The organism is Roseateles albus (genome assembly GCF_028595345.1).
Lineage (GTDB): Bacteria > Pseudomonadota > Gammaproteobacteria > Burkholderiales > Burkholderiaceae_C > Paucibacter_A > Paucibacter_A albus.
The window spans coordinates 339,760-365,290 of sequence record NZ_JAQQXT010000002.1 but is presented as its reverse complement, the minus strand read 5'-3'; the positions used below and the strand labels follow the sequence as shown (position 1 = coordinate 365,290).

The following is a 25,531-nucleotide window of genomic DNA, read 5'->3' as shown; positions in this document are numbered from 1 at the left end:
GCTCAGCCCTCACTCAGCGTTCATCAAAAGAAATCACCACGCGCGGCGTCAAGGCGTGAGCCTGGCAACTGAGGATGAATCCTGCTGCCACCTCGGCCTTGTCGAGCGCGAAGTTCTTGTCCATGCGCACCTCGCCCTCCATCAACTTGCAGCGGCAGGTTGAGCAGACCCCGCTCTTGCAAGAAAACGGCACGTCCATGCCGGCGCGCGCCGCTGCGTCAAGCAAGCTGGCATCGGTCTTGGCAAACTCGATCTCGCGACTGACACCGTCGCGAATTACCGTCACGCGAGCGCTGTCGGCATCGCCCGCCAAGACCACATGGGGTGCCGGCCGACCGGTCTGCATCTCGACCGTGCCGAAGCGCTCGATATGAATGCGATCCTCGGGCACACCGGCCGCCTTCAGCGCGACCTCGGCCGCCTCATTCATCTCAAAGGGGCCGCAGACAAAAACATGGTCAATGCTCTTGGCCGGCAGCAAGGCTTGCATGAACTCGCTCAGCTTGGCGGCGTCGATGCGCCCGGCCTGCAGCGGCGAATCCACATGTTCGCGTGAGAACACATGGTGCAAAGAAAGCCGCGTCATGTGGCGATTTTTGAGGTCCTCGATCTCTTCCTTGAACATCGTCGAGGCCTGGGCGCGATTGCCGTAAATCAGCGTGAAGCGGCTCAAAGGCTCGCGCGCCAGCAGTGTCTTCATGATGGACAGAATCGGCGTAATGCCCGAGCCGGCGGCGATGCCGACATAGTGGCGCGCTTCGCCCGGGGCCGCAGCCACCGCGCCAAAGCGGCCCTGCGGCGGATAGCTTTCGATCACCGCACCGAGTTTCAAGTCCTGGTTGACCCAGGTCGAGAACACCCCACCCTCGACCCGGCGCACACCGACGCGCAGTTCGCCGTCGTCGGCGCCGGCGCAGATCGAATAGCTGCGGCGCAGGTCCTGGCCATTGATCTCGTGGCGCAGGGTCAGGTATTGCCCGGCGCTGAACTTGAAGGCCTCGCGCAGCGCGGCCGGCACGTCAAAGCTGACCACGACCGCTTCGTCGGTATCGGGCGTTATGGCCCGTACCGTCAGAGGATGAAAATGCAAGCTACTCATTGCCGCGCTCTCTTTTGTCAAATAGGTTTGAAATGTTCGAACGGCTCTTGGCAAGCGAGGCAGCGGTACAGCGCCTTGCAGGCGGTGGAACCGAAGGCCGAGAGCTTCTCGGTGTGAACGCTGCCACAACGCGGGCAGGCCAGCTTGTTCAAGGACGCACGGTGGACCAAGCGGATCGGCTGCGCCTCGGCCGACAAGACCCGACCGGGCGGCGCAATGCCGTAGGCACGCAGCTTCTCGCGCCCTTCTTCGCTGATCCAGTCAGTCGTCCAGGCCGGCGCACGCTGCATCGTGATTTGAATCTCGCCGAAAGCGGCCAACGCAGCCCGCACATCGTCTTGAATCAACTCTGTCGCCGGGCAACCGGAATAGGTCGGAGTCAGCACCACTTCCAGGCCGCCGGCTGTTTCTCTCAGGTCGCGCACAATGCCCAAATCGCAGAGCGATATCACCGGCACCTCGGGGTCGGGAATTTGGCGCAATACCTCCCAGGCGGCGGCGAGCCGGCCGCAGGGGCTGGACTGCTGCTGATGCGAACTCACCATTTACCGCCAGGGTAGGCGCGCTGCAAATACTGCATCTCGGCCAGCAGATGGCCCATATGCTCGCTGTGCACACCGCGCCGGCCGGCCGACACATAGGCACTGGCTTTTGGATGAGCCAGACCGGCATCGGCCAAAACCTCGTTCAGATGCGCCGTCCATTCCGGCTTCAACTCGGCCCAGGATGGGCCCAGGCCAAGAGCCACCGCTGCGGCATCGACCGCGTCGGCATCGAACAGCTCATTGAACAGCGGCCACAGCTGCGCTAACGCTTCCGCCATACGGGCTGTGGACTCGGCCGTGCCATCACCGAGGCGCACCACCCAATCGGCCGCATGCTGCTGGTGATAGGCGCTCTCCTTGACCGCCTTGGCAGCGATCGCTGCCACTTCAGGGTCGGTCGAGCTTTGCAGACGCCGCCATAGCAGCAACATCCAGGTCGCCACCGCGAAGTTGCGCACCTGCGTGAACGCGAAGTCGCCGCGCGGCAGTTCCATCAACACCGGGTTCAGGTACTGGCGCTCCTCGCGCAGAAAGGCCAGCTGGTCTTCGTCATGGCCCTGCCCGTCTAAATGCGCGGCATGAGTCAGCAAGGCGCGAGCTTGGCCGAGCAAGTCCAAGGCCATATTGGCAAGCGCCAGATCTTCTTCGAGGATGGGCGCATGGCCGCACCACTCGCCCAGGCGCTGGGCCAGGATCAGGCAGCTGTCGCCGATGCGCAGCAGGTATTTGACCTGTGGCGAGGAACCGACTTGTACGGAGGCTTGGCTCATGGCTGGATTACATGTGGTTGATGGCATCGGGCAACTCATAGAAGGTCGGGTGGCGGTACACCTTGTCTTCCATCGGGTCGAAGTACATGCCCTTCTCGCCCGGGTCAGAGGCGACGATCTGGTTCGACAGCACCACCCAGATGCTCGTGCCTTCCTGGCGCCTGGTATAGACCTCACGGGCCATCTGGATCGCCATCTTGGCGTCGGCCGCATGCAGGCTGCCGCAATGCTTGTGGTCCAGCCCCGCCTTGCTGCGCACAAAGACTTCCCACAGCGGCCATTCTTTGTCGGTACTCGTGTTGCTCACGCTGCTCATGCTGCTTGCTCCTGTGTCTTCATCGTTTGTTTGCGTGCATGGGCGAGCGCGGCTTCGCGCACCCAGGCTCCGTCATCCCAGGCCTTGACGCGGGCTGAGAGGCGCTCGCGGTTGCAGGGTCCGTCGCCGCCGACGACGCGCCAGAACTCGGCCCAGTCGATCGCGCCGAAGTCATATTCACCGCGCGCCTCGTTCCACTTCAGATCGGGGTCCGGCAGCGTGATGCCGAGCAGTTCTGCCTGCGGCACGGTGGCGTCGACGAACTTCTGGCGCAGCTGATCATTGGTGATGCGCTTGATGCCCCAGCGGATAGACTGCTCGGAGTTCGGCGAGTCTTTATCAGCCGGGCCGAACATCATCAGCGACGGCCACCACCAGCGGTTGACCGCGTCCTGCACCATCGCTTTTTGCGCGGCATTGCCCTCGCGCATCATCACCAGCAGCGATTCATAACCCTGGCGTTGATGAAAGCTCTCTTCGCGGCAAACGCGGATCATGGCCCGCGCGTAAGGCGCGTAGCTGCAGCGGCACAGCGGCACCTGATTCATGATGGCCGCGCCGTCGACCAGCCAACCGACCACGCCAATATCGGCCCAGCTGGTGGTTGGGTAATTGAAGATAGAGCTGTACTTGGCCTTGCCCGAGTGCAGCGCATGCAGCATCTGATCACGGCTGGTGCCCAAGGTCTCTGCGGCCGAATAAAGATACAGGCCATGGCCGCCTTCGTCTTGCACCTTGGCCAGCAGAATCGCCTTGCGCTTGAGCGTCGGTGCGCGGCTGATCCAGTTGCCCTCGGGCAGCATGCCGACAATTTCCGAGTGCGCATGCTGGCTGATTTGGCGCACAAGGGTCTTGCGGTAATGCTCGGGCATCCAGTCCTTGGCCTCAATGAAGTCTCCAGCATCGATACGGGCCTCAAACGCCGCTTCTTTGGCCGCGTCCTCAGCGCTCTTGACCTTGGCGGCCGCATCCTGCGGGCCGACACTCATCGCTTGGGTATACATAGTTTGTCTTCCTTGATTCAGGCTCAGCCTTGGGGCTCGCTGGGGCCATGCAGGGCCACCACCGGCTTGCCCTTGATGCGGTAAGAGCGGCCCCTGAACACCGCAATCAACTCATCGGCCTGGTTGGTGATGGTGATGTCATAAACACCGGTGCGTCCCGCCAACGAGGTTTCCTTGGCCACCGCCTTGAGCCGGTCACCCAGCCTTGAGGGTGCGACGATGTCGATCGAAAAACCCGAGGCCACGGTCAGCTCGTTATAGGAGTTACAGGCAAAGGCAAAGGTCGAATCGGCCAGCGCAGTGACCATGCCGCCGTGGCAGATGTCGAAGCCGTTGAGCATGTTCTCGGTCACCGTCATCGCCAGCGTCGCCGAGCCGGGGCCTATGGCCAGCACATCCATGCCCAGCGCTTTGCTGGCCCGGTCATTGGCGAACATGCCGTCCCGTACGGCTTCGGCAATTTCTTGTGAGGTCATGGGATTTCTCCTGGCCCAATCCTGGATTAACGGTCGCTGAACTTGGGCGCCCGCTTCTGCAAAAATGCGGCGGCGCCCTCTTGATAGTCATCGGCAAAACCGAGCCGACTTTGCTGCATGGCCTCCAGCTTCAAGGCATCCTCGAATTCAAGCCTGCCCGCCTCGTCAAAAGCACGGCGCGTCTGGGCAATCGCGCGCACCGGCATTTGGCTAAGGCGCTGGGCGAGAGCTTGCGCGGTGACTGCAAGTTCCTCGTCGGGCACGCAGCGATAGATCAAGCCCATGGCCTGCGCCTCGGCCGCCGGCAGCTTCTCGCCCAACAAGGCCAACTGCAACGCACGCGCGCGGCCGACCAAGCGCGGCAGCAGCCAGGTGCCGCCGCAATCCGGAATTAGGCCGATCTTGGAAAAAGCCTGGATGAAATTGGCCGAAGCGCCGGCAATGACCAGATCGCATCCGAGCGCGAAATTGGCGCCGGCACCTGCCGCCACACCGTTGACGGCAGCAATCACGGGAATAGGCATGCTGCGCACCCGCAGCGCCAGCGGGATGTAATAGGCATCAAGCAAATGGCCGATGTCCTTGGGCGCTTCACCGGGCTGCAGATTTGGATTGACCAGCGGGTCGGACAAATCCTGACCGGCGCAAAAGCCTCGTCCGGCGCCTGTGATGACCACACAGCGCACGCCCACGTCGTCTGCGGCCGCATCCAGAGCGGCCCGCATCTGGGCCAGCATGGCGCTCGTGAAAGCATTCAAGGCGGCCGGCCGATTGAGCGTCAGCGTCCGCACTGCGCCGTCTTGGCTGATCTCGATCAAGGGGTCATGCATGGCGGGCCTCAAGTGTCAAAGCGGCCAAGGTGCCTCGGAATTTCCCGAAAACACTCTTGACCGACCGGTCGGTAGATCGTAAGGTGCGCTTTGATTTAGCGCAAGCCAAGGTGATCTAGTGGAAACCCTAGATCCCTTACCCCCCGGGCCCGGCGCAGCCCGAAAACAAAGGATTCACAGATGCCTTGCTACGCCATCGACGGCGTGATTCCCGTCGTCCACCCCAGCGCCTATGTTCACCCGACCGCCGTACTGATCGGTGATGTGATCATCGGCCCCGGCTGCTACGTCGGCCCCTTGGCCAGCCTGCGCGGCGACTTTGGCCGCATCGTCTTGCATGAAGGCGCGAATGTGCAGGACAGCTGTGTGATGCACGGCTTTCCGGCCTCGGAGACCGTGGTCGAGGCCAACGGCCATATCGGCCACGGCGCTGTCTTGCACGGCTGCGTGGTGCGCCACGATGCGCTGGTAGGCATGAACGCGGTGGTGATGGACGAGGCCGAAGTCGGCGCCTACAGCATCGTCGCCGCCTGCGCCTTTGTGCGCGCCGGGCTCAAGCTGCCCGAGAAATCATTGATCGCCGGCCTGCCGGCCAAGGTGATGCGGCCCTTGAGCGAGGACGAAATCAAATGGAAGCTGGCCGGCACGCAGACCTATCAAGACCTGACCCTGCGCTGTCTGGCCAGCATGCAAGAGGTGCCGCCACTGGCCGCGCAGGAGGCAGATCGCCCAAAACTGCCCACCCAACTGCACAAACCGCGCGCTGCCGGCCTGGCCGGCAAATAGCTACTCGCCCGGCAGTACCCGCACTCGGGCCGCCAAAGTCGCCACCAGAGCCCGCGGCAAAGTCCAGGGCTGCGCGCGCGGCAAGGCATAGTCACTGCTCGCCGTACAGGCGGCCGTGGCCGCTGCGACCGCCCAGCGCAAATGTTGCTCGGGCGGCGCTGCCGGCTCGCGCATCAGACTGGACAACAAACCCGCTATCGCGGCATCACCCAGACCGAGCGCTGTCTTGCCTGCAAGGTCCTCCAATTGCGGTGGCTCGGCATGCCACTCACCGCTCCCGCTGTACAGCGTTGCACCCTGGGCACCACGCGTCAGCAGCACAAAAGCACCCGGATTCCAGGCCCCGATCTGAGCCAGGCCGGAGTGATAGTCGGCGCTGCGAAACAAACCGCACAGCTCGGCGGTTGAGACCTTGATGACATCGGCCAGGCGGCACATGCGCTCTAGGCTGTCGTCATAGCGTGAATCCATCAGGGTCCGAAAGCCAGGTGCGTAAGCAATCTTCTTGCCCTCTGCTTTAAGGCCGGCGGCCAAGGCCTCAAGCCGCTGGGCCTGTGGTTGGCGCACCAGCCCCAGGCCTCCAAAGTGAGCCCAGCGCAGCGCCTTGACCCAGCCGGCAGGCAGGCCCTCGGGCCGAAAATGCTGGTCCGCACTGTCGGCACCGATGAAAAAACCCTCGGGGGCTTCTTCCGCGTCGATGAAGTTCAGTAGCGGCGGGCGGGGGAGCTGCTGCAAATAGCGCAAATCCAGATTGGCGTCCGTACAGGCGCGCCAGATATCTTGCCCAAACAGGTCCGAGCTGATCGCACCGGCGTAGGCACTGAGCTCGCCCAAGCTGGACATCGCCATCGCCACCTGCCAGGGCGAGCCGGCGCAAGCACTGCGCCAGCGCTGATCCTCGTCGCGGACAAGGTCAATCCGAACTTCGCCGAAGGCAACGAAGCGCGCCAGATCGGGGTGAAGCAGAGTTTGCGTGAGCGGCATGCCCGCATTCAAACATCGCGCGCCGTTTAGGGCAATGTCTGGCGAGTATTTCGGCTTGGCCGCCACAAGGCTGCAATTAAAGCAACAGGCCGGTGTTTACCGTCCAGTTCAGGCGTTTGCAAGCCATCCAGCGCGGCGAACGCCAAGCACAAGGGCAAAGTGGGCCGCATTTCCGGCGACCACGAAACCTCGGGGCTCACTACATTTATCGGACAAGAAAAGCAAAACTTGAACAGGATTTTGGTGAATCGGAGTTTCACATGACGTTTATGTCCAATCTGCCACCGGAGCAAATTGCCAAGCTGTCGACGACAGCGATTGCCGCGCTCACCAGCAGTGATTGGCAGGCTTTCAACAACGAGCAAGTGGCTGCCTTGACCGCGATCCAGGTCAGCGCCATCTCGTCGCGCGGCTGGCTGAGCATCAGCCCTGAGCAAGTGGTGGCACTGAGCATAGACGCCATGGCAGGCCTGAACGCGCGCGCCATGCCCTTGCTGCCCAGCAGCTTGCTGGGCGCCTTGCACAACGATCAGATTGCCGCACTCAGCGCCGTCGGCCTGCGCGCCCTGACCAGTGCCCAAGCGCCCGCGCTGCAGCCCGAATGGCTGGGCGCTTTGGCCTCGCCGCAGGTTCAAGCCCTCTCGAATGCGGCCTTGACGGCCATTGGGCCCAGTCAAATTGCCGGCTTGCACGCAGACACGGTGCAGAGCTTTTCAGAGCTTCAGATTCGCACTTTGAAGACTCAGCAGATCGCCGCCTTCAGCGACGAAGGGCTGGGCGCGCTCGCATCGAATCAGCTGCGCGCCATGGCCACGGCCCAAGTCCAGGCATTGAGCAGCGCCCAGTTGGACGCACTCGGCACCGCTCAACTTGACGGTTTGAGCAGCAGCCAACTCGGGGTGCTGAGCACGACACAGTTCAATGCCCTGGACGCCAGCGATCTACAAAGCCTGGAAACCGCACAGCTGCGCGGCCTGGGCAGCCGCCATATCGCCCAGCTCGATGCCAGCGAATTGGGCAGCCTCAGTGAAGCCCAAATTTCGTCCTTCAGTTCGGCCCAGGCCGCTGGACTGAACAGCTTGGCCCTGGCCGGTCTGTCGGACACGCAGTTGCATGCGCTGTCCAGCGCAGCCCTGGCCGGCATGAGCAGCGCCACTTTGCAAGGGCTGAGCCCTGAGCAAATCGCCGCACTCGACCCGGCGCAAATCAAAGGTCTGAGCAGCGCGGCCTTGCGCGGCTTGTCAGACCTCGCGCTGGCCGCTTTCAGCACCGAGCAGGTCGGCTTCTTCAGCTCCAGCCAGCTCAATGCTTTCAGCACGCACCAACTGCAGCTGCTGGATGAAGGCCAGATCGCCGCCCTGAGCACGGCCGCCTTGCGCGGCTTGGCCGGCAGCAGCGTCGCGGCCTTGACGGAGGCACAGCTCGACGCGCTGCAGTTTGAGCAGGTGCGCTCGTTCAGCACCCAGGCGGTGCGCGCATTGCAAATCACCCAGCTCAATCAGCTCGACACGGATCAACTCGGCGCGCTCAGCAACGCGCAGATTGCCGCGCTGAGCAGCACGCAACTGGCCGGCTTGGACGCTGGCATCGTCGGCAGCTTGAACAGCGCGCAGCTGATGGCGCTGAGCTCCAGCCAGTTCGGCCGCCTGAGCAATCAGGCACTTGCCGATCTGAGCGCCGATCAAGTCGGCCTGCTCAGCAGCAAACAGCTGCTGGGCCTCAATAGCGCGCAGTTTGGTTTGATGAGCAGCAGCGATGTCGCAGCCTTGTCGGTGAATACCTTGCGCAGCCTGAGCAGCAGCCAGCTGGCCGGCATGAATTCCGAGGACTATGAAGCACTCAGCGACAAACAGTTTCAAGCACTGAACGCCGCTCAGTTAAAGGGCTTGGGTGGTGAGCTGATCGGGAAACTGGGCATCGAGCAAATCGCGGCCATCAGCTCGGCGCAAATGGGCGGCTTCAGTGCCGCGCAGCTGCGCCAGCTCAGCCTCGAGCAAATCGCCGTCCTCAGCACCCAAGCCATCAGCGGCCTGGGCAGCGCCGGCGCCGGTTCGCTGAGCAGCAGCCAGGTTGCGGCTTTGGATGCGGATCAGTTTCGCGCCCTCTCCGGCTCGGCCATCAATGCGCTGACCAGCGGCGTGATGGTGGGCTTGACGCCCTCCCAGCTGGCCGCTCTCTCGCCGGCGCAGATTGCCTTGCTCGGCACGGCACAGATCAGCGCTTTGGGTGCACAGCAAATCGACGCGCTGAGCGCCACCCAGGTGGCAGGATTGACGGCCAATCAGTTCGGCCGACTGAGCGCCGAGGCCATCGCCTCCTTGAACGCCGATCAACTGGCGGCCATCACGGCGCGTCAGTTTGCCGGCGCCTCGCCGGCGCAAATCGGCCAGCTGAGCCCAGAGCAATTCCGCTTCATCAGCCCAAGCACGCTGGGCGCCTTGAACAACAGCCAGGTGGCCGCTTTGAGCACGGCCGACATCGCGGCCCTGAGTGGCGCGCAGTTCGCAGGCTTCGGCCCGGCCCAGCTGCGGGCCTTGCCCGACGCCGTATTGGCCTCGCTGAGTCTGGACCAATTGGGCGGCCTCAGTGCGGCGCAAGCGGCCGGCTTGCAAGCCCATCAGATCAAGACATTTTTGCCCGAGCAACTGGCCGCCTTCAGCAACACGGCCTTGCGCGCCCTTGGTGCAGGCGCAGCTCAGGCCTTGAGCGCCGAGCAACTCAAAGCGCTCGAGCCCGGTCAAATTGCGTCGCTGTCCAAATTGGCCCTGACCAGCCTGGACGTGTCCCAGCTGCAAGTGCTCAATATTGACCAATGGGCCGCGCTCGGCCCCGCCAATGTGGCCGCGCTGACCCTGACACAAATCGCTGGGCTGGGCGGCGCCCAAGCATCGATGCTGACGCCAAGCGAGCTGGCCGCACTCAGCGCCAGCCAGTTCAACCGCCTCAGCGCTGCGGCCGTGCAAGGCCTGACCATAGACCAATTGGAGGCACTGGGCACGCGCCAGCTGCAAGCCATGAGCGGCGTTCAGCTGCAAGCGCTCTCGCATCTGCAGGTGCAGGCACTGAGCCCTTCGGCCATAGGCAGTCTGTCGCTGGATGCGATCAAGGTTCTCAGCCTCGATAGCCTGACGCCGACCCAGCTGGCAGGCCTGCGGGCGGTGCAAATCCAGTCGCTCGGCGATGCCGCCATCGCGACCTTCAGCAACGCGCAAATTGCGGGCCTGAGCGGGCAACAAGTGGCCGGGCTGACCGCGCACCAGATGACGCTCTTGTCACCCGGCCAGATCGCGGCCGTCAGCACCGAGGCCTTGGGGGCCTTGTCGGCCAAGGCGGCGGAGGCGATGACGACATCGCAATTGGCCGCCCTGACCACCGCCCAGATGCAGGTCTTGGGCACGCAAGCCGCTCACGCCTGGTCGAATGCGCAATGGGCCGCCGTCAACAGCGCCCAGGCTGGCGCCTTGAACACGGCCGCCATCGCCGTGCTCACTACCGCTCAATTCAATAGTTTGGCGCCTGAGGCGGTGCTGGCCCTGAACTCCCAGCAAGTGCTGAGCCTGTCAAGCGCGGCACTGCGCAGCCTGGGCACCCATCATCTGGGCATGCTCAGCGATGAGCAATGGGGCGAGCTGGGCGCACGCCAGCTGAGCGCCTTGTCGACAGCGCAGGTAGCGCGTCTGAGCGTCGGCCAGGCCGGCGCCTTGGATGCTGCCGCCTTGAGCGGCTTCAGCACCCAGCAGTGGCGTGCCATGGGGACACAACAGTTGCAAGGCCTTGAGACCGATGCGATACGCGCGCTCAGCGGCAGCGCTCTGATCAGCCTTTCACAAACGCAGGTCCAGGCCTTGTCGACGCTGCAAATTCAATCGCTCTCGAACCAGGCCCTGCGCCAACTCGACAGCACGCAGGTGCAGGAGTTCAGCGGCACCCAGCTCCAGGCCCTGGGCAGTGCGCAGATCGGCGCGCTGGCGGCCAATGTCTGGCCATCGTTGAGTGCGGCCCTGCCCTTGCTGAGCACGGCCCAAGTCGCTGGCCTGACCAGCCTCCAGATTCAAGGCTTCAGCAGCGCCGACATCCTGGCGCTCAGCCCGGCCCAAGTCGCGGCGCTGAATGTCGCGACCATCCCGGCCCTGTCCACCTCGGCCATCAAGCTGCTCAGCACCGCCCATCTGGCCGCACTGACGACCGAGCAGACGCAGGCGCTGACCGGCGCTGAGCTGGGGGCAATGAACAGTGCGCAGCTCGATGCCTTCTCCAGCCAGCAGGTCTACGCCTTGCAGCCCGCGGCCATCGCAACCTTGAGCAGTGATCAGCTGACCGCGCTGGTCATGAATGACCTGGCCGCCGTCAGCACCGCAACTTTCGCCAGCCTGAGCAGCACCGCGATCGCGCAAATCACGGCCCAGGCCAGACCCGAAATCAGCACCGCCCAGCTGGCCGCGCTGACCTCCACGCAAGCACCGGGCTTGAGCACGGCCGAGTTGGCCAGCCTGAGCACCGCGCAGATGGAGGCGCTGTCGGTCGCGGCCTTGCACAGCCTCAGCAGCGCCCAATTCGCCGCCTTCAGCAGCACGCAAATGCTGGCGCTCAGCAGCGCGCAGATCGAAGCGCTGAACAAGAACGAATTGCCGCTCTTGGGTCTGGACACCATGAAAGCGCTCAACGCGAGCCAAATCCAGGCCCTGAACTCGGCGCAGATCGTGTTGCTCAGCAGCGCCCAGCTGCAGGCCATCAACCCGGACAGCCTGCGCGCTTTGACGACGGCCGCGCTGGACGCCATCAGCGCCGACAACTTCGGCGCCTTGCGTCCGGCCCAAATTGCCGCCTTGGGTGAAAGCCAGATTGCCGCACTCGACGCCGGCCAGTTGCATGCGATGTCGGCCGCGGCCTTGCAAGCCCTCAATGTCGGACAAATCAATCTGCTGACAACCCAGCAGCTGCAAGGCCTCAGCGGCACGCAGATCAATGCCTTTGCGCCGCAGCAACTGGTCGCACTGAGCACCGCCGCGATCGGCTCGCTGAGCCTGGAGCAACTGAAAGGGTTGAGCCCCACCCATATCGGCGAGCTGTCGCCGACGCAACTGGCGGCAATTGCGCCGTTCCGGCTCAGCGAACTCCCGACCAGTCATATCGCTGCCCTCAGCGTCACGCAACTGGCCGGCCTGACCGTGCCGCAGATCTTGACCCTGAGCGATGCGCAGTTCGGCGCCCTGAGTGCGGCGCAGATGCCGGGCATCAGCGTTGAAGCTTTGAAGGCGATGGCGCCGTCACAGTTTGGTGAGTTCCGCCCCGACCAGCTGGCGGCACTGACGGCGGTGCAAATCGTGGCACTTTCCCCGGCCGACCTGGCCCAGCTGAGCGCCCAGCACATCGGCGCGATGGAACCCTTGCAGTGGAAGGCCTTGCTGCCTGCTCAAGTGGCGGCACTGAGCGCAGCCCAAGTCGATGTGATTGGACCCAGCCACCTGGCTTTGTTTGCGCCGGCCCAAATCGCAGCGCTCAGCACTGCCGCCATCACGACCTTGTCCGGCGCGCAGCTCAATGCGCTGCCCATGACAGACGTGGCGGCCCTCACACAAGGCCAGATCGCCGCGCTCAGCACCGAGCAACTCGCCACCATGGACATGGCCCATGTGGCCGCATTCACCGGCACGCAGCGCGAAGCGATGACGCCGGCACAGTTAGGGGTGCTGGCCGCCGCCTCGCCGCTGATGCTGGATCTGAGCGGCATTGGCGTCAGCGACGGTGTTGGTGCAGGTGCGCATACCCTGGGCGTTGAGAACGGCGTCACCTTTGACGTCAATGCCAATGGCCATGCCTCGCAAATCGGCTGGGCCGCTGCCGGCAACGGCATGCTGGCGCTGGACCGCAACGGCAATGGGCAGATCGACAACGGCGCCGAGCTTTTTGGCACCGCCACCAAGCTGAACAACGGCCATCTGGCCGATAACGGCTTTCAGGCCTTGGCGCAGCTGGACAGCAATCACGACGGCAAGATCTCGGCCGCCGACACCGAGTTCAATCATCTGCAGGTCTGGGTCGGCGCCAGCAACAGCTCCAAAGGCCAGCTGCACAGCCTGGCCGAGTTGGGCGTCGTCGAGCTGGATCTGAATGCGAGCCACCAAGAAGTGATCCAAAACGGCAATCTGATCGGCATGGCCTCCAACTTCAAAACCGCCGACGGCCAGACCCATGAGTTGGTCGACGTCTGGTTTGCGCAAGCGCCGCCGGCCAACAACAAGGACAGCTCAGGTCCGACCCTGCATGATTTGCTGCAAGGCCCATCGGCCAATTTACTGACGGACCGGCTATCGCCAGCGGCCGAACCGCTCGCAACGGACCTGCAGCAGCACAGCACAGCACATCACACCCTGTTCCGGGCCGAGCAATTGCACGACGAACTTGAACGCAACAAGGCGTATTTGCTGATCTGAGTTGGCGTGACCCGCGTGGATGCGACAGGTGCTGACTGAAGTTCTGAGGCGGTCCGCCCGAAGCGGGCACAATGCAGCGCTATGTCAGACAAGGTCATTCCCATCCTCGACCAACGCAGTGGCCAGGCGCTGCCCAAGCTGCCTGCACAGATGCTGCCCCCGACGGGTTTGCTGGCCGACGCACTGGGCCGGCCGCTGCGCGATCTGCGCATTTCGGTCACCGACCGCTGCAATTTCCGCTGCAGCTACTGCATGCCCAAGCAGGTGTTTGACAAGCATTACGAGTTCTTGCCGCACAGCGACCTGCTCAGCTTTGAAGAAATCACCCGTCTGGCGCGCGTCTTTGTCGCCCACGGTGTGCAAAAGCTGCGCCTGACCGGCGGCGAGCCGCTGCTGCGCCGACATATCGAGGCGCTGATCGAAATGCTCAGCGAGATCCGCACGCCCGAGGGGCTGCCGCTGGACCTGACCCTGACCACCAATGGCTCGCTGCTGGCCCGCAAGGCCGCCTCGCTGAAGGCGGCCGGACTGCAGCGCGTGACGGTCAGTCTGGACGGGCTCGACGATGCGGTGTTTCAGCGCATGAACGATGTGGGCTTCCCCGTCGCCGAGGTCTTGGCCGGCATCGAGGCGGCGCAAGCGGCGGGTCTGGGCCCGATTAAGGTCAATATGGTGGTCAAGCGCGGCGTCAATGACCAAGAGATTTTGCCGATGGCGCGGCATTTTCGCGGCAGCGGCGTAACGCTGCGCTTCATCGAATACATGGATGTGGGCGCCACCAATGGCTGGCGCATGGACGAGGTGCTGCCGTCAAGCGAGGTGTTGGCACGGCTGCGCGAAGAATTTGACTTGCTGCCGCTGTCGGCCAGCGTCGCCGGCGAAACGGCCGAACGCTGGAGTTACGTTTCCGAAAATGCCGGCGGCCAAGGCGAAATCGGCCTGATCTCCAGCGTTACCCAAGCCTTTTGCGGCGACTGCAACCGCGCCCGCCTGTCCACCGAGGGCAAGCTTTACACCTGCTTGTTCGCCCACCGTGGCCACGACCTGCGCGCCTTGCTGCGCAGCGGTGCGAGTGAGGCCGAACTCAGCGGCGCCATCGGCCTGCTGTGGGGCGGGCGCGCGGACCGCTATTCGCAGCTGCGTGCCAGTGGCGTTTCAAGCCTGGGCGACGGCGAGCGCCGGGTTGAAATGCACTATATCGGCGGCTGAATATCAATGCCGAACCAGGACATGAGCACCGACCCGCCCATCAAGCTGATGCGCCTGGCCGATTTAAGCGCCTACAAGCAGCTGCGCGACGGCATGCTGGCCGCCCACCCCCAGGCTTTCACCTCGGACGCTGCCACCGAACTCAAGCGCGATGCCGACAGTTACCGAGGCCGCCTCAGCGGCGGAGGCGATGGGGCCAACCTCTTTACGCTGTGCGCCTGGGCCGGGCCTCGCATGATTGGCGCCATCAGCTGCGAGCATGAGGCGCGCATCAAGGTGCGCCATATCGCCCACATCGTCGGCATGATGGTCAGCGACGAGATGCATGGCCAGGGCGTGGGCCGCCGCTTGCTGGAGCGGGCCTTGACGCTGCTGCAGGGCGAGCCGGTGCTGGAGTTGGTGACCCTGACGGTGACTTCCAGCAACACCCGCGCCGTGCGCCTGTACGAGGGCTGTGGTTTCACCCGCTATGGGCGGCTGGAGGGTGCGATCAAGCTGCAGGACGGACAAGTGCTTGCCAAGGACTTGATGAGCCGCCGTCTGCGTTGAAACTGACCGAACTGAACCCCGGATATGACAAGAAAAATAGCCCCGAGCAAAGAACAAACCACCTTGCTGCCGCCGTTTGAATGCTTGCGTCTGGACCAGATCCTGGTGCCGACCACGCTGCCCCAATTTGAAGCAGCTGCGGCGGACATTGCGCAGGCCGGTGTGGTCGGCTTCGACACCGAGTCCAAACCGACCTTTTTGAAAGACAGCGTCAGCGAAGGCCCTCACATCGTGCAATTCGCGACCTTGCAGCGGGCTTATATCTTTCAGCTACATCAGGACGATTGCCGGCAATATCTGGCCGACTTGCTGTGTTCCAGCAAGGTCTTGAAGGTCGGCTTCGGGCTGGAGTCCGATCATGAGCAGATTCAGCACAAGCTGGGCTTTCGCTTGGCCAACGTGCTGGACTTGAACCAGGTTTTCCGCAAAGACGGCTACGCCAACTCGACCGGCGCGCGTGCCGCCGTGGCCATCATGTTTGAGCAGAAATTCCACAAGTCGAAGAAGATCACCACCTCCAACTGGGCCGAGCGCCAGCTGACGGAGCGCCAGCTGCTTTACGCTGCCAACGACGCCTATGTGGCCTTGCGCGTGCATGCAGCCTTGAATGAAACCCTGAATGCGCCGAAGACACGGCCGGAAGGCCTGGCATGACCCCCTCTTTTGAAGCCATTGCCGCTAGCCTGGCCGGTTATGACCCGCAGGCGCTGCGGGTCGATCTGGCCCAGCAGTTCATCAAGGAGCTCTTGCCCCTGCCGCAACAGTCGGAAAAGCTGGGTCTGCGCGCCGCGCTGGGCCGGGTACTGGCGGCCGACGTCATCTCGCCGCTGCAGGTGCCGGCTGCCGACAACTCTGCCATGGACGGCTATGCCTTGCGCGCCAGCGACCTATTGCCTAGCGGCGAGACGCGGCTGCGCCTGGCCGGCACCAGCCTGGCCGGCGCTGCGCCGAGCGCGGCCTTAGGCTCTGGCCATTGCCAACGCATCATGACCGGCGCCTTGATGCCGCCGGGACTGGACACCGTGGTGCCGCAGGAATTTACCCGCAGGGACGGCGATTTCGTCGTGATCCCTGCCGGTCTTCTGCGCGCCGGCGACAACCGCCGTCTGGCCGGCGAGGACTTGGCGCTGGGCAGCGTGGCTTTGGCGGCTGGGCGTGTCTTGAAGCCGGCCGACCTGGGGTTGCTGGCCTCCTTGGGGCTGGCCGAGGTGTTGGTTTGGCGGCGCCTCAAGGTAGCCATCATGTCCACCGGCGACGAGTTAAGAGGCTTGGGCGAGCCACTGCCTCCCGGCTGCGTCTACGACAGCAACCGCTACACCATGTGGGCGATGCTGGAGCGACTCGGTGTCGAGGTGATCGATCTGGGCATCGTGCGCGACCAGCCCGAGGCATTGCGCGAGGCGTTTTCTCGCGCAGCGGCCGAAGCAGACGCCGTCATCAGCTCCGGCGGCGTCAGCGTCGGCGAGGCTGACCATACCAAGCGCGTGATGGCCGAACTCGGCGAGGTGCTGTTTTGGCGCATCGCGATGCGGCCCGGCCGGCCGATGGCGATCGGGCGCATTCGCAGCGAGGGCAAAACAGCGCTGCTCTTCGGCCTGCCGGGCAACCCGGTGGCGGTGATGGTGACTTTCTATGCCTTTGTCCGCGAAGCCTTGCTGCGCATGAGCGGTGCCAGCCCAGAACCCATGCCCATGCTGCGCGCTGCCAGCACCGGCACGCTGCGCAAAAAGGCCGGCCGCACCGAGTATCAGCGCGGCGTCGTGACGCGCCCAGACGGCCAATGGCAAGTCGCCATCACCGGCAATCAGGGCTCGGGCATCTTGTCCAGCATGAGTCAGGCCAATGGCCTGGTCTTGTTGGGACACGAACAAGGCGATGTGGCGGTGGGCGATCTCGTTGACGTACTGCCGTTTGACGGTTTGATGTAAGAACTATTTCAATTCGAGGCCTGGGGCTGCTTGCTGTATAAACCCGGCCTTCAACCAAGGAGACTCCTAAATGGGCGCGCAATGGAAAGCTAAACACAAGGACCTGGCGGCGAATGCTCGCGGCCGTGCCTTCGGCAAACTGTCAAAAGACTTGATGGTGGCCGCTCGCAACGGCGCCGACCCCGATATGAATGCGCGCCTGCGCCTGGTGGTCGAACAGGCCAAAAAAGTCTCGATGCCGCGCGACACGATTGAGCGCGCAATCAAGAAAGGCGCGGGCTTGCTGGGCGACCCGGTGCATTTCGAACGCGTCACCTACGAGGGTTTTGCGCCTCACCGCGTGCCGGTGATCGTGGAATGCCTGACCGACAACCTCAACCGCACCGTGTCCGAGATTCGCGTGTGTTTCCGCAAGGGCCAACTCGGCGCCGCCGGGTCGGTGTCCTGGGACTTTGACCATCTGGGCATGATAGAAGCCGCGCCGAATCCTGGTGCCGACCCCGAATTGGCGGCGATCGAAGCGGGCGCGCAGGATTTTGAGCCCGGCGAAGACGGAGCGACGCTGTTTTTGACAGAGCCGACCGATCTGGACCTGGTTTGCCGCGCCCTGCCTAACTTCGGATTCACCGTGCTGTCGGCCAAGATTGGCTACAAGTCCAAGAGCCCGGTCACTTTGGGTGAGGCCGAAATGGCCGAGGTCGAGCATTTCCTGGACGCGATCGACGGCCAGGATGATGTGCAGAACGTCTATGTAGGTTTGGCCGGCTGAGGCCATTCAGAAAGGGCGAGCGCCACGCCGCCCTTTCTCGAGGGTCCGGTGGCGCGCCGCAGCGGCGTGCCCAGGGCGATCCAGCCCAGCAGCGTTTCGCCGGGGCCGCAAAACGCGGCCATGATGGCGGCATCGCGTACCTTGGCGCCGGACAGCATCTTGCCGCCATAACCCAATAAATGCGCGGCATTGAGAAAGTTGCTCAGCGCCCCGCCCACGCAAGCCCATTGCTCATGCGCTGGCACCAGCGGGTGGCCCAGATCGATGCGTGCCAGCACCGCCACCGTGACCGGCGCCCGCAGCGCACGCTCGGCGTCCAGCGCCGCTCCGGCTGCATCTTTTCCCGCCGCCCGGCCGGCGGCAGCGAACAGCTCGGCCATCTGCGCCCGCGCCGCCCCGCGCACGACTTTGAAGCAAAACGGCAGCAGTTCGGCATGGTCGGGCGCGCGCAGCGCCGCCTCCACCATCAGGCTCAAATCGGCCGAACTGGGCCCCGGCTCGCTCAGATGCTTGGGGCCAACCGAATAGCGGCTCAGCAGCGCCTGCAAGGCCTTGTCTTCGTCGCTCACGACGCCTCCGAAAGTAGTCGCGCCGGCTCCGGCTCGCTGTCAAAGCGATCAAAGCCGCTGTAGCAAATGAAATGCCGGCCCTTGGCGCGGCCTATCAGCGTCAGGCCGAGTTGCTGCCCTAAAGCATGGCCCATCTGCGTGATGCCATTGCGCGAGACGATGATGGGCACGCCCATCTGGGCCGACTTCATCACCATCTCGCTGGTCAAACGGCCGGTGGTGTAAAAGCACTTGTCGGCGCCGCCCACTGGCGATTCACCAGACATTTCCGATTGCATCCACATCCAACCGGCGATGCTGTCGATCGCGTTGTGGCGGCCCACATCTTCCATATGCACCAGCATCTGCTCGCCGCAAAAAAGTGCGCAGCCATGCACGGAGCCGGCTTTCTTATAGACGCTATCGAGCTTGCGGGCCTGCTCCAGCATCGCGTACAAGCTGCTCTGGCGCAGGCGCGCGCTGACCGCGCTGGGCAACTGCACGCTGTTCACATCGGCCATCAGGGCGCCGAACACCGTGCCTTGGCCGCAGCCGGTGGTGACGATGCGCTGCGCAGTCTTTTCTTCGATCTGGGCAATGCCGGCGCGGGTGCGCACGGCCGCTGCACCCACCTCCCAATCGACCGTGATCGACTCGACCTCGCCCACATCGCTGACCAAGCGCTGGTTGCGCAGATAGCCCAGCACCAATAACTCGGGCGCCTGACCCAAGGTCATCAAGGTCACCAACTCGCGCTTGTCGACAAACACCGTCAAAGGCCGCTCGGCCGGGATGTGCAGGCTGCGGCGCAGCCCGAACTCGTCCAGCACGCTGACCTCGCGAGTCAGCGGCGCACTGCATTGGGTCAGCCTAGGCAAAGAGCGCATGGGGATTCAAGCCTGGTCGGACAAGTCTTGCAAATCAGCCAAGGTATTGGCGTTGGCGAAGGCCTTTGCGTCCTCGAACACGACACGCGCGCAGCGATGCTGCGCGGCCCATTTGCCGATCTTGGCTTCCCCGGCCTGGGTGAAGCGAACCAAACTTTCCAGCAACTCGGTCTTCAACAAGCAAAACACCGGCTGGGGCTGGCGCACCGGCGGATCGCCCTCCAAGGTGACGACCATGGCCATCTCCGCCCCTTCGGCCTCCAGCGCTGCCGCCAGCCGCGCCACCAGGTCGGCGGGAAAGAGCGGCGAGTCGCAAGGCACTGTGACCATGTAAGGCGTTTCGCAATGCTCCAGCCCGGCCATGAAGCCGGCCAGCGGACCGGCAAAGTCGGGCAAGCTGTCGGGCCACACAGCCGCGCCCATGGACTCGTAAGCACTCAGATTGCGGTTGGCATTGATGATGACTTCGCCCACCTGCGGCCCCAGGCGCAAGAGCGCATGCAGGGCCAGCGCCGTGCCTTGGTAGGGCTGCAAGCCTTTGTCGGCGCCGCCCATGCGGCTGCCACGCCCGCCGGCCAGGATCAGGCCGGTAATATCTGCTGGATCAATCACGTCGCGGCTCTGCCTTGCGTCAGTTGTTGGCGTTAGGAAAAAACAGTTGTTCGCCACCGATTTTGTAGGCGCTAATGCTGGCCTGCCCCTCGGGCGACACCACCCAGTCCGAGAAAGCCTGCGCCAGCGCCGTCTTGGTATGCGGGTGCTTGGCCGGGTTGACGACGATCACGCCATACTGGTTGAACAAGCGCTTGTCGCCCTGCACCAGCACGGCCAGATTGCCTCGATTCTTAAAAGACAACCAAGTGCCACGATCGGTCAGCACGTAGCCGTCGACACTGGAGGCGATGTTCAGCGCCGGGCCCATGCCGCAGCCGCAGGCGCGGTAGTCGAACAAACTGCCGTCTGCCTTGACAGCGGGGTCGCCGATGCCGGCGGCCTTCCAGAAACGCAACTCGGCCGCATGGGTACCACTCTTGTCGCCGCGCGACACGAAGATCGCCTTGGAAGAGCTCAGTTTATTCAAGCCCGCCACCACATCCTGGCCGCGCACGCCGGCCGGGTCAAGGGCTGGTCCTACCAGCACAAAATCATTGAACATGACGGCCCGGCGCGCCAAGCCGAATCCTTCGGCAACGAACTTCTCCTCGGCCACTTGGTCGTGGACAAAGAGCAGGTCGGCGTCTCCGCGCCGGCCCATATCGAGCGCTTGGCCGGTGCCCTGCGCCACCACGCGGACCTCGATGCCGCTGGCCTTTTTGAAGGCCGGCAGCAGATGAGCGAACAGGCCCGATTGCTCGGTGCTGGTGGTAGAGGCCATCACGAGGGTGCGCTCTTGCGCCTGCGCTTGCGTAGGCGCGGTACTCAAACTCAAGGCCAGCAAAAATGCAGCAGCCGCTTTCATCACAAATCCCATCTCAACTCCCCTTTTAGAAACAGCTCCAGCCTGGCGCCCTGCCCGTGCTCTTTGAAAAAATCTGCACAGGGCAAATCGGCTCCAATCTTGCCACGGTCCAGATAGATCACACGGCTGGCCAAGCGTTTGGCCTGGCCCAGATTGTGCGTACTCATGATCAAGGTGAGTCCGGCGGCCTTGAAGCCCGCCAGCAAGGTCTCGATCTCTTGTTTGGCCGAGGGGTCAAGACTGGCCGTCGGCTCGTCCAGAAAAAGGATGGCAGGCCGCAAGCTCCAGGCCCGTGCCAGGGCCAGGCGCTGCTGCTGGCCCCCCGACAGCGCGCGTGCGGGCCGCCCGCGCAGGCTTGCCAGCCCGACCCGCTGCAAGGCCTCGTCTACCCGCGCCGACCGCTCCCCGCGCGGCACACCGGCCAAGCACAGCGCCAGCCAGACATTGCGCCACACCGACAAGCGCAGCAAAAAGGGCCGCTGAAAAACCATCACTTGGCGACCACAGCCCCGGGTCAGCACCCGCTGACCGCTCAGGGGCAGCAAGCCATGCATGGCCTGCAGAAGTGTGGTCTTGCCCGAGCCATTGGCACCGACCAGGGCGATGAACTCGCCCTGTTTGACTTGCAGCGTGACCTCGCTCAAGGCCTGCACAGGGCCGTAGGACACGCCGACATTGCTCAAACTCAGCAATACTGACTCACTCACAAGTCGTTCGCCGGACCGCCCCAAGGACGACTGGGCCCCCTCGGGGGGCCGGCCGAGTACGTCTCGGGCGGGGGGCGTCATCACTTAGCGTACTCCGACTGGCCGCCCTGCGATCGCTGCCAAGCTTGCACCAGAGCGATCAAGAGATTGATCAGACCGACCAGACCCAGCAACAACAAGCCCAGCGCCAGCGCCAGTGGCAAATCACCCTTGCTAGTCTCCAGCGCAATCGAGGTGGTGATAACTCGGGTCACGCCGTCGATATTGCCGCCCACAATCATCACGGCACCGACCTCGGAAATCGCGCGACCAAAAGCGGTCAACATGATCGTCAGCACCGCCCAGCGCTCGTGCACCAACATCAAACAGGCGGCAGTAAAGGGCCCCGCACCCATGGAACGAAGCTGCTCGCCGCCCTCGCGCAAGCTGTCGCGCACCAACTGCTGCGCCAGGGCCGCGATGACGGGCAAGACCAGCACCGTTTGCGCCAGCACCATCGCCGTCGGCGTGAACAAGATGCCCCAAGAACCCAAGGGCCCACTGCGCGACAGGAGCAAATACACCACCAAGCCCACCAACACCGAAGGCAGCGCCAGCAGCGTGGACAAAGCGATTTGCAGCGCGCGGTGGCCGGGGAAGCGCGCAGTGGCAACCCAAGCCCCGGCGGCCAGGCCGAACAAGGCCGCAATCAAACAGGCCGAGCCGCTGACCAGCACAGACAGGCGCAAGGTCTGCATCAGCACAGGGTCGGCCTGCTGCAGCAGCAGCGCTGCAGCACTCAAGCTCTCGGAAAACGCGCTCAAACGACCGTCACCCCAAGAGTGCCAATTCGGGCGGCAAGTTAAGCAGCAGGTTTTGCGGCTTGAGCTTGAGGCTTTTATCGCTGGACATGGCCAGGCCCAGATAAATCGGCTTCGGGTAGCTGCCTGGCAGTTCCAGCTTGAACAAGCTGATCAGTTGCGCCATGCGGGCGGCGTCGACCGGCCTGTCCTCGTACAAATCGTTCAGCAAGCGCATCGAGTCAACGTCCAGTCCGATATGCCAGCTCCAGGCGGAGTCATCCACTTTTTGCAGTGCAGTGATCTTGAGCGGCCGCCCCAGAAAACGGCCCAGCCAGAGTTCCAGCACCTTGGCCAAGGCCTTCAAGCCCGAATGTTTGAGCGTCAGATTGAAGCTCATACCGTGGCCCAGCGCGTTGGAAACCTCATGGGTCAGGTCCAGCGCGAACGGCTGCGCGGAGCCACGCCGCCAGAATTCAGCGGCGTTGTCGGGGCTGAGCACATCCAGCAAGCCGGCCGCCGCTTGTCGGCTGTCCAAACCTTCCAAATCAGCGCAGAGCAAGCGTCCCTCGGTCAAGCTCAGGCGCTGGGTACGAAACAACAGCTCCGCCGCCCGGACTTGAAATGCGTCCACATTGCCCGCCAGCAAATGGCCGGCGATGGTGGCCACCAAGCCTTCGACAAACAAGGGCGGCAGCATCAAGGGTTGACGCATCAGCCTCAAATAAGCCGCCTCAAGCGTGCCGGCGGCCAAAACATCATCCCGAAAGCGCAGGAAAAATTGGTAATTGGCGCGCGCATCTTCGTCCGCGATCGCCGCCAACAACGCCGACTGTGACGAGCTAGGCCGCTCAAGCAAGGCCTGATGCAGTGCAATTTCTGCCGGGCAGGACTCTTCAAGCAAGGCCAGCTCTGGGCGGGCCAACCATAGCCGCCAGAAATCGTCGTTAGGCTGCAGCCAGCCTCGCTCGTTCAGAGCAAGCTTTGACTGCAGGCCGCACAGCCAGAACTCCTGCAAAGGCTCGAGCGACCCGACCGGCGCCTGACCCGTCACTTCTTGGGCTGGGCTAGGGGCGCTGCGGGCACAGGCGCTGGGACCGGGGCAGCAGCAGCCGCAAGCGCTTCGGGTGCAACAAACGGGCCTGGATCCGCGCAAGCCGGCGTCTCAACTGCTGGCTGTACTTCGCGCCCTGCGGCCTTGGCGCTCTTGCGATAGCCGTCGGCCACCCGGTTCATGGCCTGGCACAGCTGATAGGCGGCCAACTTATCTGACCAAGCGGTTTTCGCGGCTGCGGCGGCAGCCTTGAGCTTGGCTTCGTCGCTGGGCGCCGGTAATTTGGCCGAGGCCGCAGTCGCCGCCACACAAATCAGGGCAGCCAGGCTCAGCTTGAATTTAAAGTTTGTGGAGCGGGCCATGATCATTTCCTTATTCAATGCTGAGGCTCAATGCTGGGCAAGCGGCGCGCTGGACGGCTTGTCGGGCGTGCGTTGTGCCGGGATTTTGCCGGCGCGTATATCGTCAAACCACAGCTCGTGATGCTCTTTCGCCCAGCCCTCATCGACCATTCCTGTCTTCATGGCGCTGAGCGCATCCTTCATGCCTATGGTGCCCATGTAAATATGGCCCAAGAACAGCGTCAACATCAAGACCGATCCGACGGCATGCACCATGTGCGCAATCTGCATATCTCCCCGCAGATACGCCAAATTCGGAATCAACTGATTGAGCACCAAGCCCGAGGCCACGACAGTGAACCCAAGCACAAAGACACCGGCCCAAAACACTACTTTCTCGCCGGCATTGAAGCGGGCCGAAGGCACCTCATGTTCGCCAAACAAGCCGCCGCCCTTGACCATCCATTTCAGATCATCGAGCGTGGGCAGGTTGTCGCGAACAAAAGTTAAAAACACCACCACCAGAGAAACCGCAAACAGCGGCCCGGTGAAGTTGTGCGCAGTCTTCAAGGCATAGCTAAGCCAACCAAACAGCGTGGCGCCCAAGACCGGCAGCAAGAAAAACTTGCCAAAAGCCATCACCACACCAGAAACGGCCAGCACGGTAAAGGCCGCGGCATTGCTCCAATGTGCAGCGCGCTCGAAATAGGTGAAGCGCTCGATCTGGCGGCCGGTGTAAGGCACATGCCCCCCCAGCGTGCCCTTGGAAAAATAGAACAGCGCCAGCGCCAGCAGCGTGATCAAGAGCAGCGACCCGCCATAAGGAATGATCCACTGGTTGCGCACCTGCCGCCAAGCTTCGCCGGCCGTGGTCAATTTGGAGCCCGGGTACTGCACCATGGCTTGAATCAGCACACCCTTCTCGGCGCCGGGCAAATTGCTGGTGCCGGGTTTATCGCCGGAGCCGTGCACGCCCCGCCAAAAGGGGGCGTTATTCCCGGGCTGCGACTTGGTACGCTCGGCATTGCTCTCATCCGGCCTGGGCAAGGCCGGTGCCACAAAACCGGTCGGAGCGGCCGACTGCACCGCCGCAGACGCAGCAGGCTCAGGCACTGCCTGCGCACAAGCTGCGGACAGGCTCAACACCGCCAGCAAAGAAACAAATGTATTTCGCATCTTGCCCTCCGCGATCAACGCGAGTAGTCGTTCTGCGATTGGTTGCGCCGCCGAATCTGGCCCTCCCAGGAGGCCTGATCACCGGGCGTCCATCCCGGCGCCTTGAAGGCCGGATTGGCGGCTGCACTGGCACTCCAGGTCGACGTATCAGAGCCAGCCTTCTTCACCAGTTTTTGCTCGCGTTCGCCGCAGCCCTGCACATTCAACAAGGCGATCACGGCCAGCGCCAGTAGCCGGGCCCTCATGATTTCGCCTCTTCAGGCTTGGCACCGCCGACTGGCCTGCCGTCACTTGGTTTTCCATAAGCCGTACCCCAACCCCAGACTTCGCTGCCCTTGCCGCGCACCAGCACGCGGTTGCGCAGGATGTCGGCGACCACATCGCCGTCGCCGGCCAGCAAGGCCTTGGTTGAGCACATCTCGGCACAGGCCGGCAGCTTGCCTTCTGACAGGCGGTTGCGGCCATACTTTTCAAACTCGGCCTGGCTGCCGTTTTCTTCCGGGCCACCGGCGCAGAAGGTGCACTTGTCCATCTTGCCGCGCAAGCCAAAGGCGCCCGTGCTGGGGAACTGCGGCGCGCCAAAGGGGCAGGCATAAGAGCAGTAGCCGCAGCCGATGCAGATGTCTTTGTCATGCAGCACCACGCCTTCGTCGGTGCGATAAAAGCAGTTGACCGGGCAGACCGCCATGCAAGGTGCGTCCGAGCAATGCATGCAGGCGACCGAGATGCTCTTCTCGCCCGCCACGCCATCGTTCAGCGTGACGACGCGGCGGCGGTTGACGCCCCAGGGGATGTCATGCTCGGCCTTGCAGGCGGTGACGCAGCCATTGCACTCGATGCAGCGCTCGGCGTCACAGATGAATTTCATTCTTGCCATGTCA

At 63.4% G+C, this 25,531-nt stretch carries 26 protein-coding genes; 7 read left to right on the top strand and 19 right to left on the bottom strand.

Annotated features, from left to right (window positions below; genetic code table 11):
- Positions 1–13: 13 nt before the first annotated feature.
- Genes paaE through PRZ03_RS04490 form a run of 7 tightly spaced genes read right to left on the bottom strand, consistent with a single transcriptional unit; the run spans position 14 to position 5,040 of the window.
- The gene (gene paaE, locus PRZ03_RS04520) at positions 14–1,099 is read right to left on the bottom strand and encodes a 1,2-phenylacetyl-CoA epoxidase subunit PaaE (RefSeq protein WP_273599208.1); all 1,086 of its coding nucleotides are present in this window, start codon (positions 1,097–1,099) and stop codon (positions 14–16) included.
- Between the two features lie 17 nt (positions 1,100–1,116).
- Positions 1,117–1,644: a 1,2-phenylacetyl-CoA epoxidase subunit PaaD gene (gene paaD, locus PRZ03_RS04515; protein WP_273599207.1), complete on the bottom strand. Its 528-nt coding sequence runs from the start codon at positions 1,642–1,644 to the stop codon at positions 1,117–1,119.
- Positions 1,638–2,414 carry a 1,2-phenylacetyl-CoA epoxidase subunit PaaC gene (gene paaC, locus PRZ03_RS04510; RefSeq protein ID WP_273599206.1) on the bottom strand — a complete coding sequence of 259 codons (777 nt, stop codon included), beginning with the start codon at positions 2,412–2,414 and terminating at the stop codon, positions 1,638–1,640. Before paaC ends, paaD begins: the two co-directional genes overlap by 7 nt.
- 7 nt (positions 2,415–2,421) lie before the next feature.
- The gene (gene paaB, locus PRZ03_RS04505) at positions 2,422–2,730 is read right to left on the bottom strand and encodes a 1,2-phenylacetyl-CoA epoxidase subunit PaaB (protein WP_273599205.1); all 309 of its coding nucleotides are present in this window, start codon (positions 2,728–2,730) and stop codon (positions 2,422–2,424) included.
- Entirely contained in the window at positions 2,727–3,734 is a 1,008-nt protein-coding gene (gene paaA, locus PRZ03_RS04500) for a 1,2-phenylacetyl-CoA epoxidase subunit PaaA (RefSeq protein ID WP_273599204.1), read from the bottom strand. Before paaA ends, paaB begins: the two co-directional genes overlap by 4 nt.
- Positions 3,735–3,757: 23 nt before the next feature.
- Positions 3,758–4,210: a hydroxyphenylacetyl-CoA thioesterase PaaI gene (paaI, locus tag PRZ03_RS04495; protein WP_273599203.1), complete on the bottom strand. Its 453-nt coding sequence runs from the start codon at positions 4,208–4,210 to the stop codon at positions 3,758–3,760.
- Between the two features lie 26 nt (positions 4,211–4,236).
- The gene (locus PRZ03_RS04490; RefSeq protein ID WP_273599202.1) at positions 4,237–5,040 is read right to left on the bottom strand and encodes an enoyl-CoA hydratase-related protein; all 804 of its coding nucleotides are present in this window, start codon (positions 5,038–5,040) and stop codon (positions 4,237–4,239) included.
- A gap of 180 nt (positions 5,041–5,220) precedes the next feature.
- On the opposite strand from PRZ03_RS04490, the gene PRZ03_RS04485 reads away from it, so the two are divergent.
- The gene (locus PRZ03_RS04485; RefSeq protein ID WP_273599201.1) at positions 5,221–5,826 is read left to right on the top strand and encodes a phenylacetic acid degradation protein PaaY; all 606 of its coding nucleotides are present in this window, start codon (positions 5,221–5,223) and stop codon (positions 5,824–5,826) included.
- Here the strand turns inward: PRZ03_RS04485 and PRZ03_RS04480 are convergent, their stop codons facing one another.
- Positions 5,827–6,810 (bottom strand): PfkB family carbohydrate kinase, encoded by a 984-nt coding sequence (locus PRZ03_RS04480; RefSeq protein WP_273599200.1) that lies wholly within the window; start codon positions 6,808–6,810, stop codon positions 5,827–5,829.
- A 260-nt stretch (positions 6,811–7,070) separates the two neighbouring features.
- On the opposite strand from PRZ03_RS04480, the gene PRZ03_RS04475 reads away from it, so the two are divergent.
- The 6 genes from PRZ03_RS04475 to PRZ03_RS04450 all read left to right on the top strand — a co-directional run bounded on the left by PRZ03_RS04475 (position 7,071) and on the right by PRZ03_RS04450 (position 17,699).
- Positions 7,071–13,244, top strand: a complete 6,174-nt coding sequence (locus tag PRZ03_RS04475; protein WP_273599199.1) for a hypothetical protein — start codon at positions 7,071–7,073, stop codon at positions 13,242–13,244.
- An 81-nt stretch (positions 13,245–13,325) separates the two neighbouring features.
- Positions 13,326–14,453: a GTP 3',8-cyclase MoaA gene (moaA, locus tag PRZ03_RS04470; RefSeq protein ID WP_273599198.1), complete on the top strand. Its 1,128-nt coding sequence runs from the start codon at positions 13,326–13,328 to the stop codon at positions 14,451–14,453.
- 6 nt (positions 14,454–14,459) lie between these two features.
- Positions 14,460–15,002: a GNAT family N-acetyltransferase gene (locus PRZ03_RS04465; protein ID WP_273599197.1), complete on the top strand. Its 543-nt coding sequence runs from the start codon at positions 14,460–14,462 to the stop codon at positions 15,000–15,002.
- Between the two features lie 24 nt (positions 15,003–15,026).
- Entirely contained in the window at positions 15,027–15,656 is a 630-nt protein-coding gene (locus PRZ03_RS04460; protein ID WP_273599196.1) for a 3'-5' exonuclease, read from the top strand.
- Complete coding sequence (moeA, locus tag PRZ03_RS04455; protein WP_273599195.1) at positions 15,653–16,930, top strand: molybdopterin molybdotransferase MoeA; 1,278 nt, start codon at positions 15,653–15,655, stop codon at positions 16,928–16,930. Before PRZ03_RS04460 ends, moeA begins: the two co-directional genes overlap by 4 nt.
- Before the next feature lie 70 nt (positions 16,931–17,000).
- Positions 17,001–17,699 (top strand): YebC/PmpR family DNA-binding transcriptional regulator, encoded by a 699-nt coding sequence (locus tag PRZ03_RS04450; RefSeq protein WP_263532000.1) that lies wholly within the window; start codon positions 17,001–17,003, stop codon positions 17,697–17,699.
- Here PRZ03_RS04450 and PRZ03_RS04445 read toward each other — a convergent pair.
- From PRZ03_RS04445 to fdh3B, 11 genes are all read right to left on the bottom strand, one after another.
- Positions 17,678–18,268 (bottom strand): nitroreductase family protein, encoded by a 591-nt coding sequence (locus tag PRZ03_RS04445; RefSeq protein WP_273599194.1) that lies wholly within the window; start codon positions 18,266–18,268, stop codon positions 17,678–17,680. The two genes, PRZ03_RS04450 and PRZ03_RS04445, sit on opposite strands and share 22 nt — an antisense overlap.
- A complete protein-coding gene (locus PRZ03_RS04440; RefSeq protein WP_273599193.1) occupies positions 18,265–19,134 on the bottom strand; it encodes a formate dehydrogenase accessory sulfurtransferase FdhD in 870 nt (289 codons plus the stop codon). The genes PRZ03_RS04445 and PRZ03_RS04440 overlap by 4 nt, the downstream gene beginning before the upstream one ends.
- Before the next feature lie 6 nt (positions 19,135–19,140).
- Positions 19,141–19,746, bottom strand: a complete 606-nt coding sequence (gene mobA / locus PRZ03_RS04435) for a molybdenum cofactor guanylyltransferase MobA (RefSeq protein WP_273599192.1) — start codon at positions 19,744–19,746, stop codon at positions 19,141–19,143.
- A 19-nt stretch (positions 19,747–19,765) separates the two neighbouring features.
- Positions 19,766–20,605 (bottom strand): ABC transporter substrate-binding protein, encoded by an 840-nt coding sequence (locus PRZ03_RS04430; RefSeq protein WP_273599191.1) that lies wholly within the window; start codon positions 20,603–20,605, stop codon positions 19,766–19,768.
- A complete protein-coding gene (locus PRZ03_RS04425) occupies positions 20,593–21,300 on the bottom strand; it encodes an energy-coupling factor ABC transporter ATP-binding protein (protein ID WP_273599190.1) in 708 nt (235 codons plus the stop codon). Before PRZ03_RS04425 ends, PRZ03_RS04430 begins: the two co-directional genes overlap by 13 nt.
- 80 nt (positions 21,301–21,380) lie before the next feature.
- Complete coding sequence (locus PRZ03_RS04420) at positions 21,381–22,103, bottom strand: ABC transporter permease (RefSeq protein WP_273599189.1); 723 nt, start codon at positions 22,101–22,103, stop codon at positions 21,381–21,383.
- A gap of 7 nt (positions 22,104–22,110) precedes the next feature.
- Positions 22,111–23,133, bottom strand: a complete 1,023-nt coding sequence (locus PRZ03_RS04415) for a DUF6352 family protein (protein WP_273599188.1) — start codon at positions 23,131–23,133, stop codon at positions 22,111–22,113.
- Positions 23,130–23,495, bottom strand: coding sequence for a hypothetical protein (locus tag PRZ03_RS04410; RefSeq protein WP_273599187.1), 366 nt, complete (start codon positions 23,493–23,495; stop codon positions 23,130–23,132). Before PRZ03_RS04410 ends, PRZ03_RS04415 begins: the two co-directional genes overlap by 4 nt.
- A gap of 27 nt (positions 23,496–23,522) precedes the next feature.
- Positions 23,523–24,650 (bottom strand): formate dehydrogenase subunit gamma, encoded by a 1,128-nt coding sequence (locus PRZ03_RS04405; RefSeq protein ID WP_273599186.1) that lies wholly within the window; start codon positions 24,648–24,650, stop codon positions 23,523–23,525.
- 14 nt (positions 24,651–24,664) lie between these two features.
- Positions 24,665–24,895 (bottom strand): hypothetical protein, encoded by a 231-nt coding sequence (locus PRZ03_RS04400; RefSeq protein WP_263531990.1) that lies wholly within the window; start codon positions 24,893–24,895, stop codon positions 24,665–24,667.
- Positions 24,892–25,527, bottom strand: a complete 636-nt coding sequence (fdh3B, locus tag PRZ03_RS04395) for a formate dehydrogenase FDH3 subunit beta (RefSeq protein WP_263531989.1) — start codon at positions 25,525–25,527, stop codon at positions 24,892–24,894. Before fdh3B ends, PRZ03_RS04400 begins: the two co-directional genes overlap by 4 nt.
- Positions 25,528–25,531: the final 4 nt, after the last annotated feature.

Coding starts and splice junctions, on each gene's coding strand:
- paaE (WP_273599208.1), bottom strand. CDS start 1,099: ATGAGTAGCTTGCATTTTCATCCTCTGACGGTACGGGCCATAACGCCC.
- paaI (WP_273599203.1), bottom strand. CDS start 4,210: ATGACCTCACAAGAAATTGCCGAAGCCGTACGGGACGGCATGTTCGCC.
- PRZ03_RS04485 (WP_273599201.1), top strand. CDS start 5,221: ATGCCTTGCTACGCCATCGACGGCGTGATTCCCGTCGTCCACCCCAGC.
- PRZ03_RS04460 (WP_273599196.1), top strand. CDS start 15,027: ATGACAAGAAAAATAGCCCCGAGCAAAGAACAAACCACCTTGCTGCCG.
- PRZ03_RS04430 (WP_273599191.1), bottom strand. CDS start 20,605: ATGGGATTTGTGATGAAAGCGGCTGCTGCATTTTTGCTGGCCTTGAGT.
- PRZ03_RS04400 (WP_263531990.1), bottom strand. CDS start 24,895: ATGAGGGCCCGGCTACTGGCGCTGGCCGTGATCGCCTTGTTGAATGTG.
- moeA (WP_273599195.1), top strand. CDS start 15,653: ATGACCCCCTCTTTTGAAGCCATTGCCGCTAGCCTGGCCGGTTATGAC.
- PRZ03_RS04410 (WP_273599187.1), bottom strand. CDS start 23,495: ATGGCCCGCTCCACAAACTTTAAATTCAAGCTGAGCCTGGCTGCCCTG.
- paaA (WP_273599204.1), bottom strand. CDS start 3,734: ATGTATACCCAAGCGATGAGTGTCGGCCCGCAGGATGCGGCCGCCAAG.
- PRZ03_RS04475 (WP_273599199.1), top strand. CDS start 7,071: ATGACGTTTATGTCCAATCTGCCACCGGAGCAAATTGCCAAGCTGTCG.
- PRZ03_RS04405 (WP_273599186.1), bottom strand. CDS start 24,650: ATGCGAAATACATTTGTTTCTTTGCTGGCGGTGTTGAGCCTGTCCGCA.
- PRZ03_RS04480 (WP_273599200.1), bottom strand. CDS start 6,810: ATGCCGCTCACGCAAACTCTGCTTCACCCCGATCTGGCGCGCTTCGTT.
- PRZ03_RS04450 (WP_263532000.1), top strand. CDS start 17,001: ATGGGCGCGCAATGGAAAGCTAAACACAAGGACCTGGCGGCGAATGCT.
- PRZ03_RS04490 (WP_273599202.1), bottom strand. CDS start 5,040: ATGCATGACCCCTTGATCGAGATCAGCCAAGACGGCGCAGTGCGGACG.
- PRZ03_RS04440 (WP_273599193.1), bottom strand. CDS start 19,134: ATGCGCTCTTTGCCTAGGCTGACCCAATGCAGTGCGCCGCTGACTCGC.
- moaA (WP_273599198.1), top strand. CDS start 13,326: ATGTCAGACAAGGTCATTCCCATCCTCGACCAACGCAGTGGCCAGGCG.
- paaD (WP_273599207.1), bottom strand. CDS start 1,644: ATGGTGAGTTCGCATCAGCAGCAGTCCAGCCCCTGCGGCCGGCTCGCC.
- fdh3B (WP_263531989.1), bottom strand. CDS start 25,527: ATGGCAAGAATGAAATTCATCTGTGACGCCGAGCGCTGCATCGAGTGC.
- paaB (WP_273599205.1), bottom strand. CDS start 2,730: ATGAGCAGCGTGAGCAACACGAGTACCGACAAAGAATGGCCGCTGTGG.
- PRZ03_RS04465 (WP_273599197.1), top strand. CDS start 14,460: ATGCCGAACCAGGACATGAGCACCGACCCGCCCATCAAGCTGATGCGC.
- paaC (WP_273599206.1), bottom strand. CDS start 2,414: ATGAGCCAAGCCTCCGTACAAGTCGGTTCCTCGCCACAGGTCAAATAC.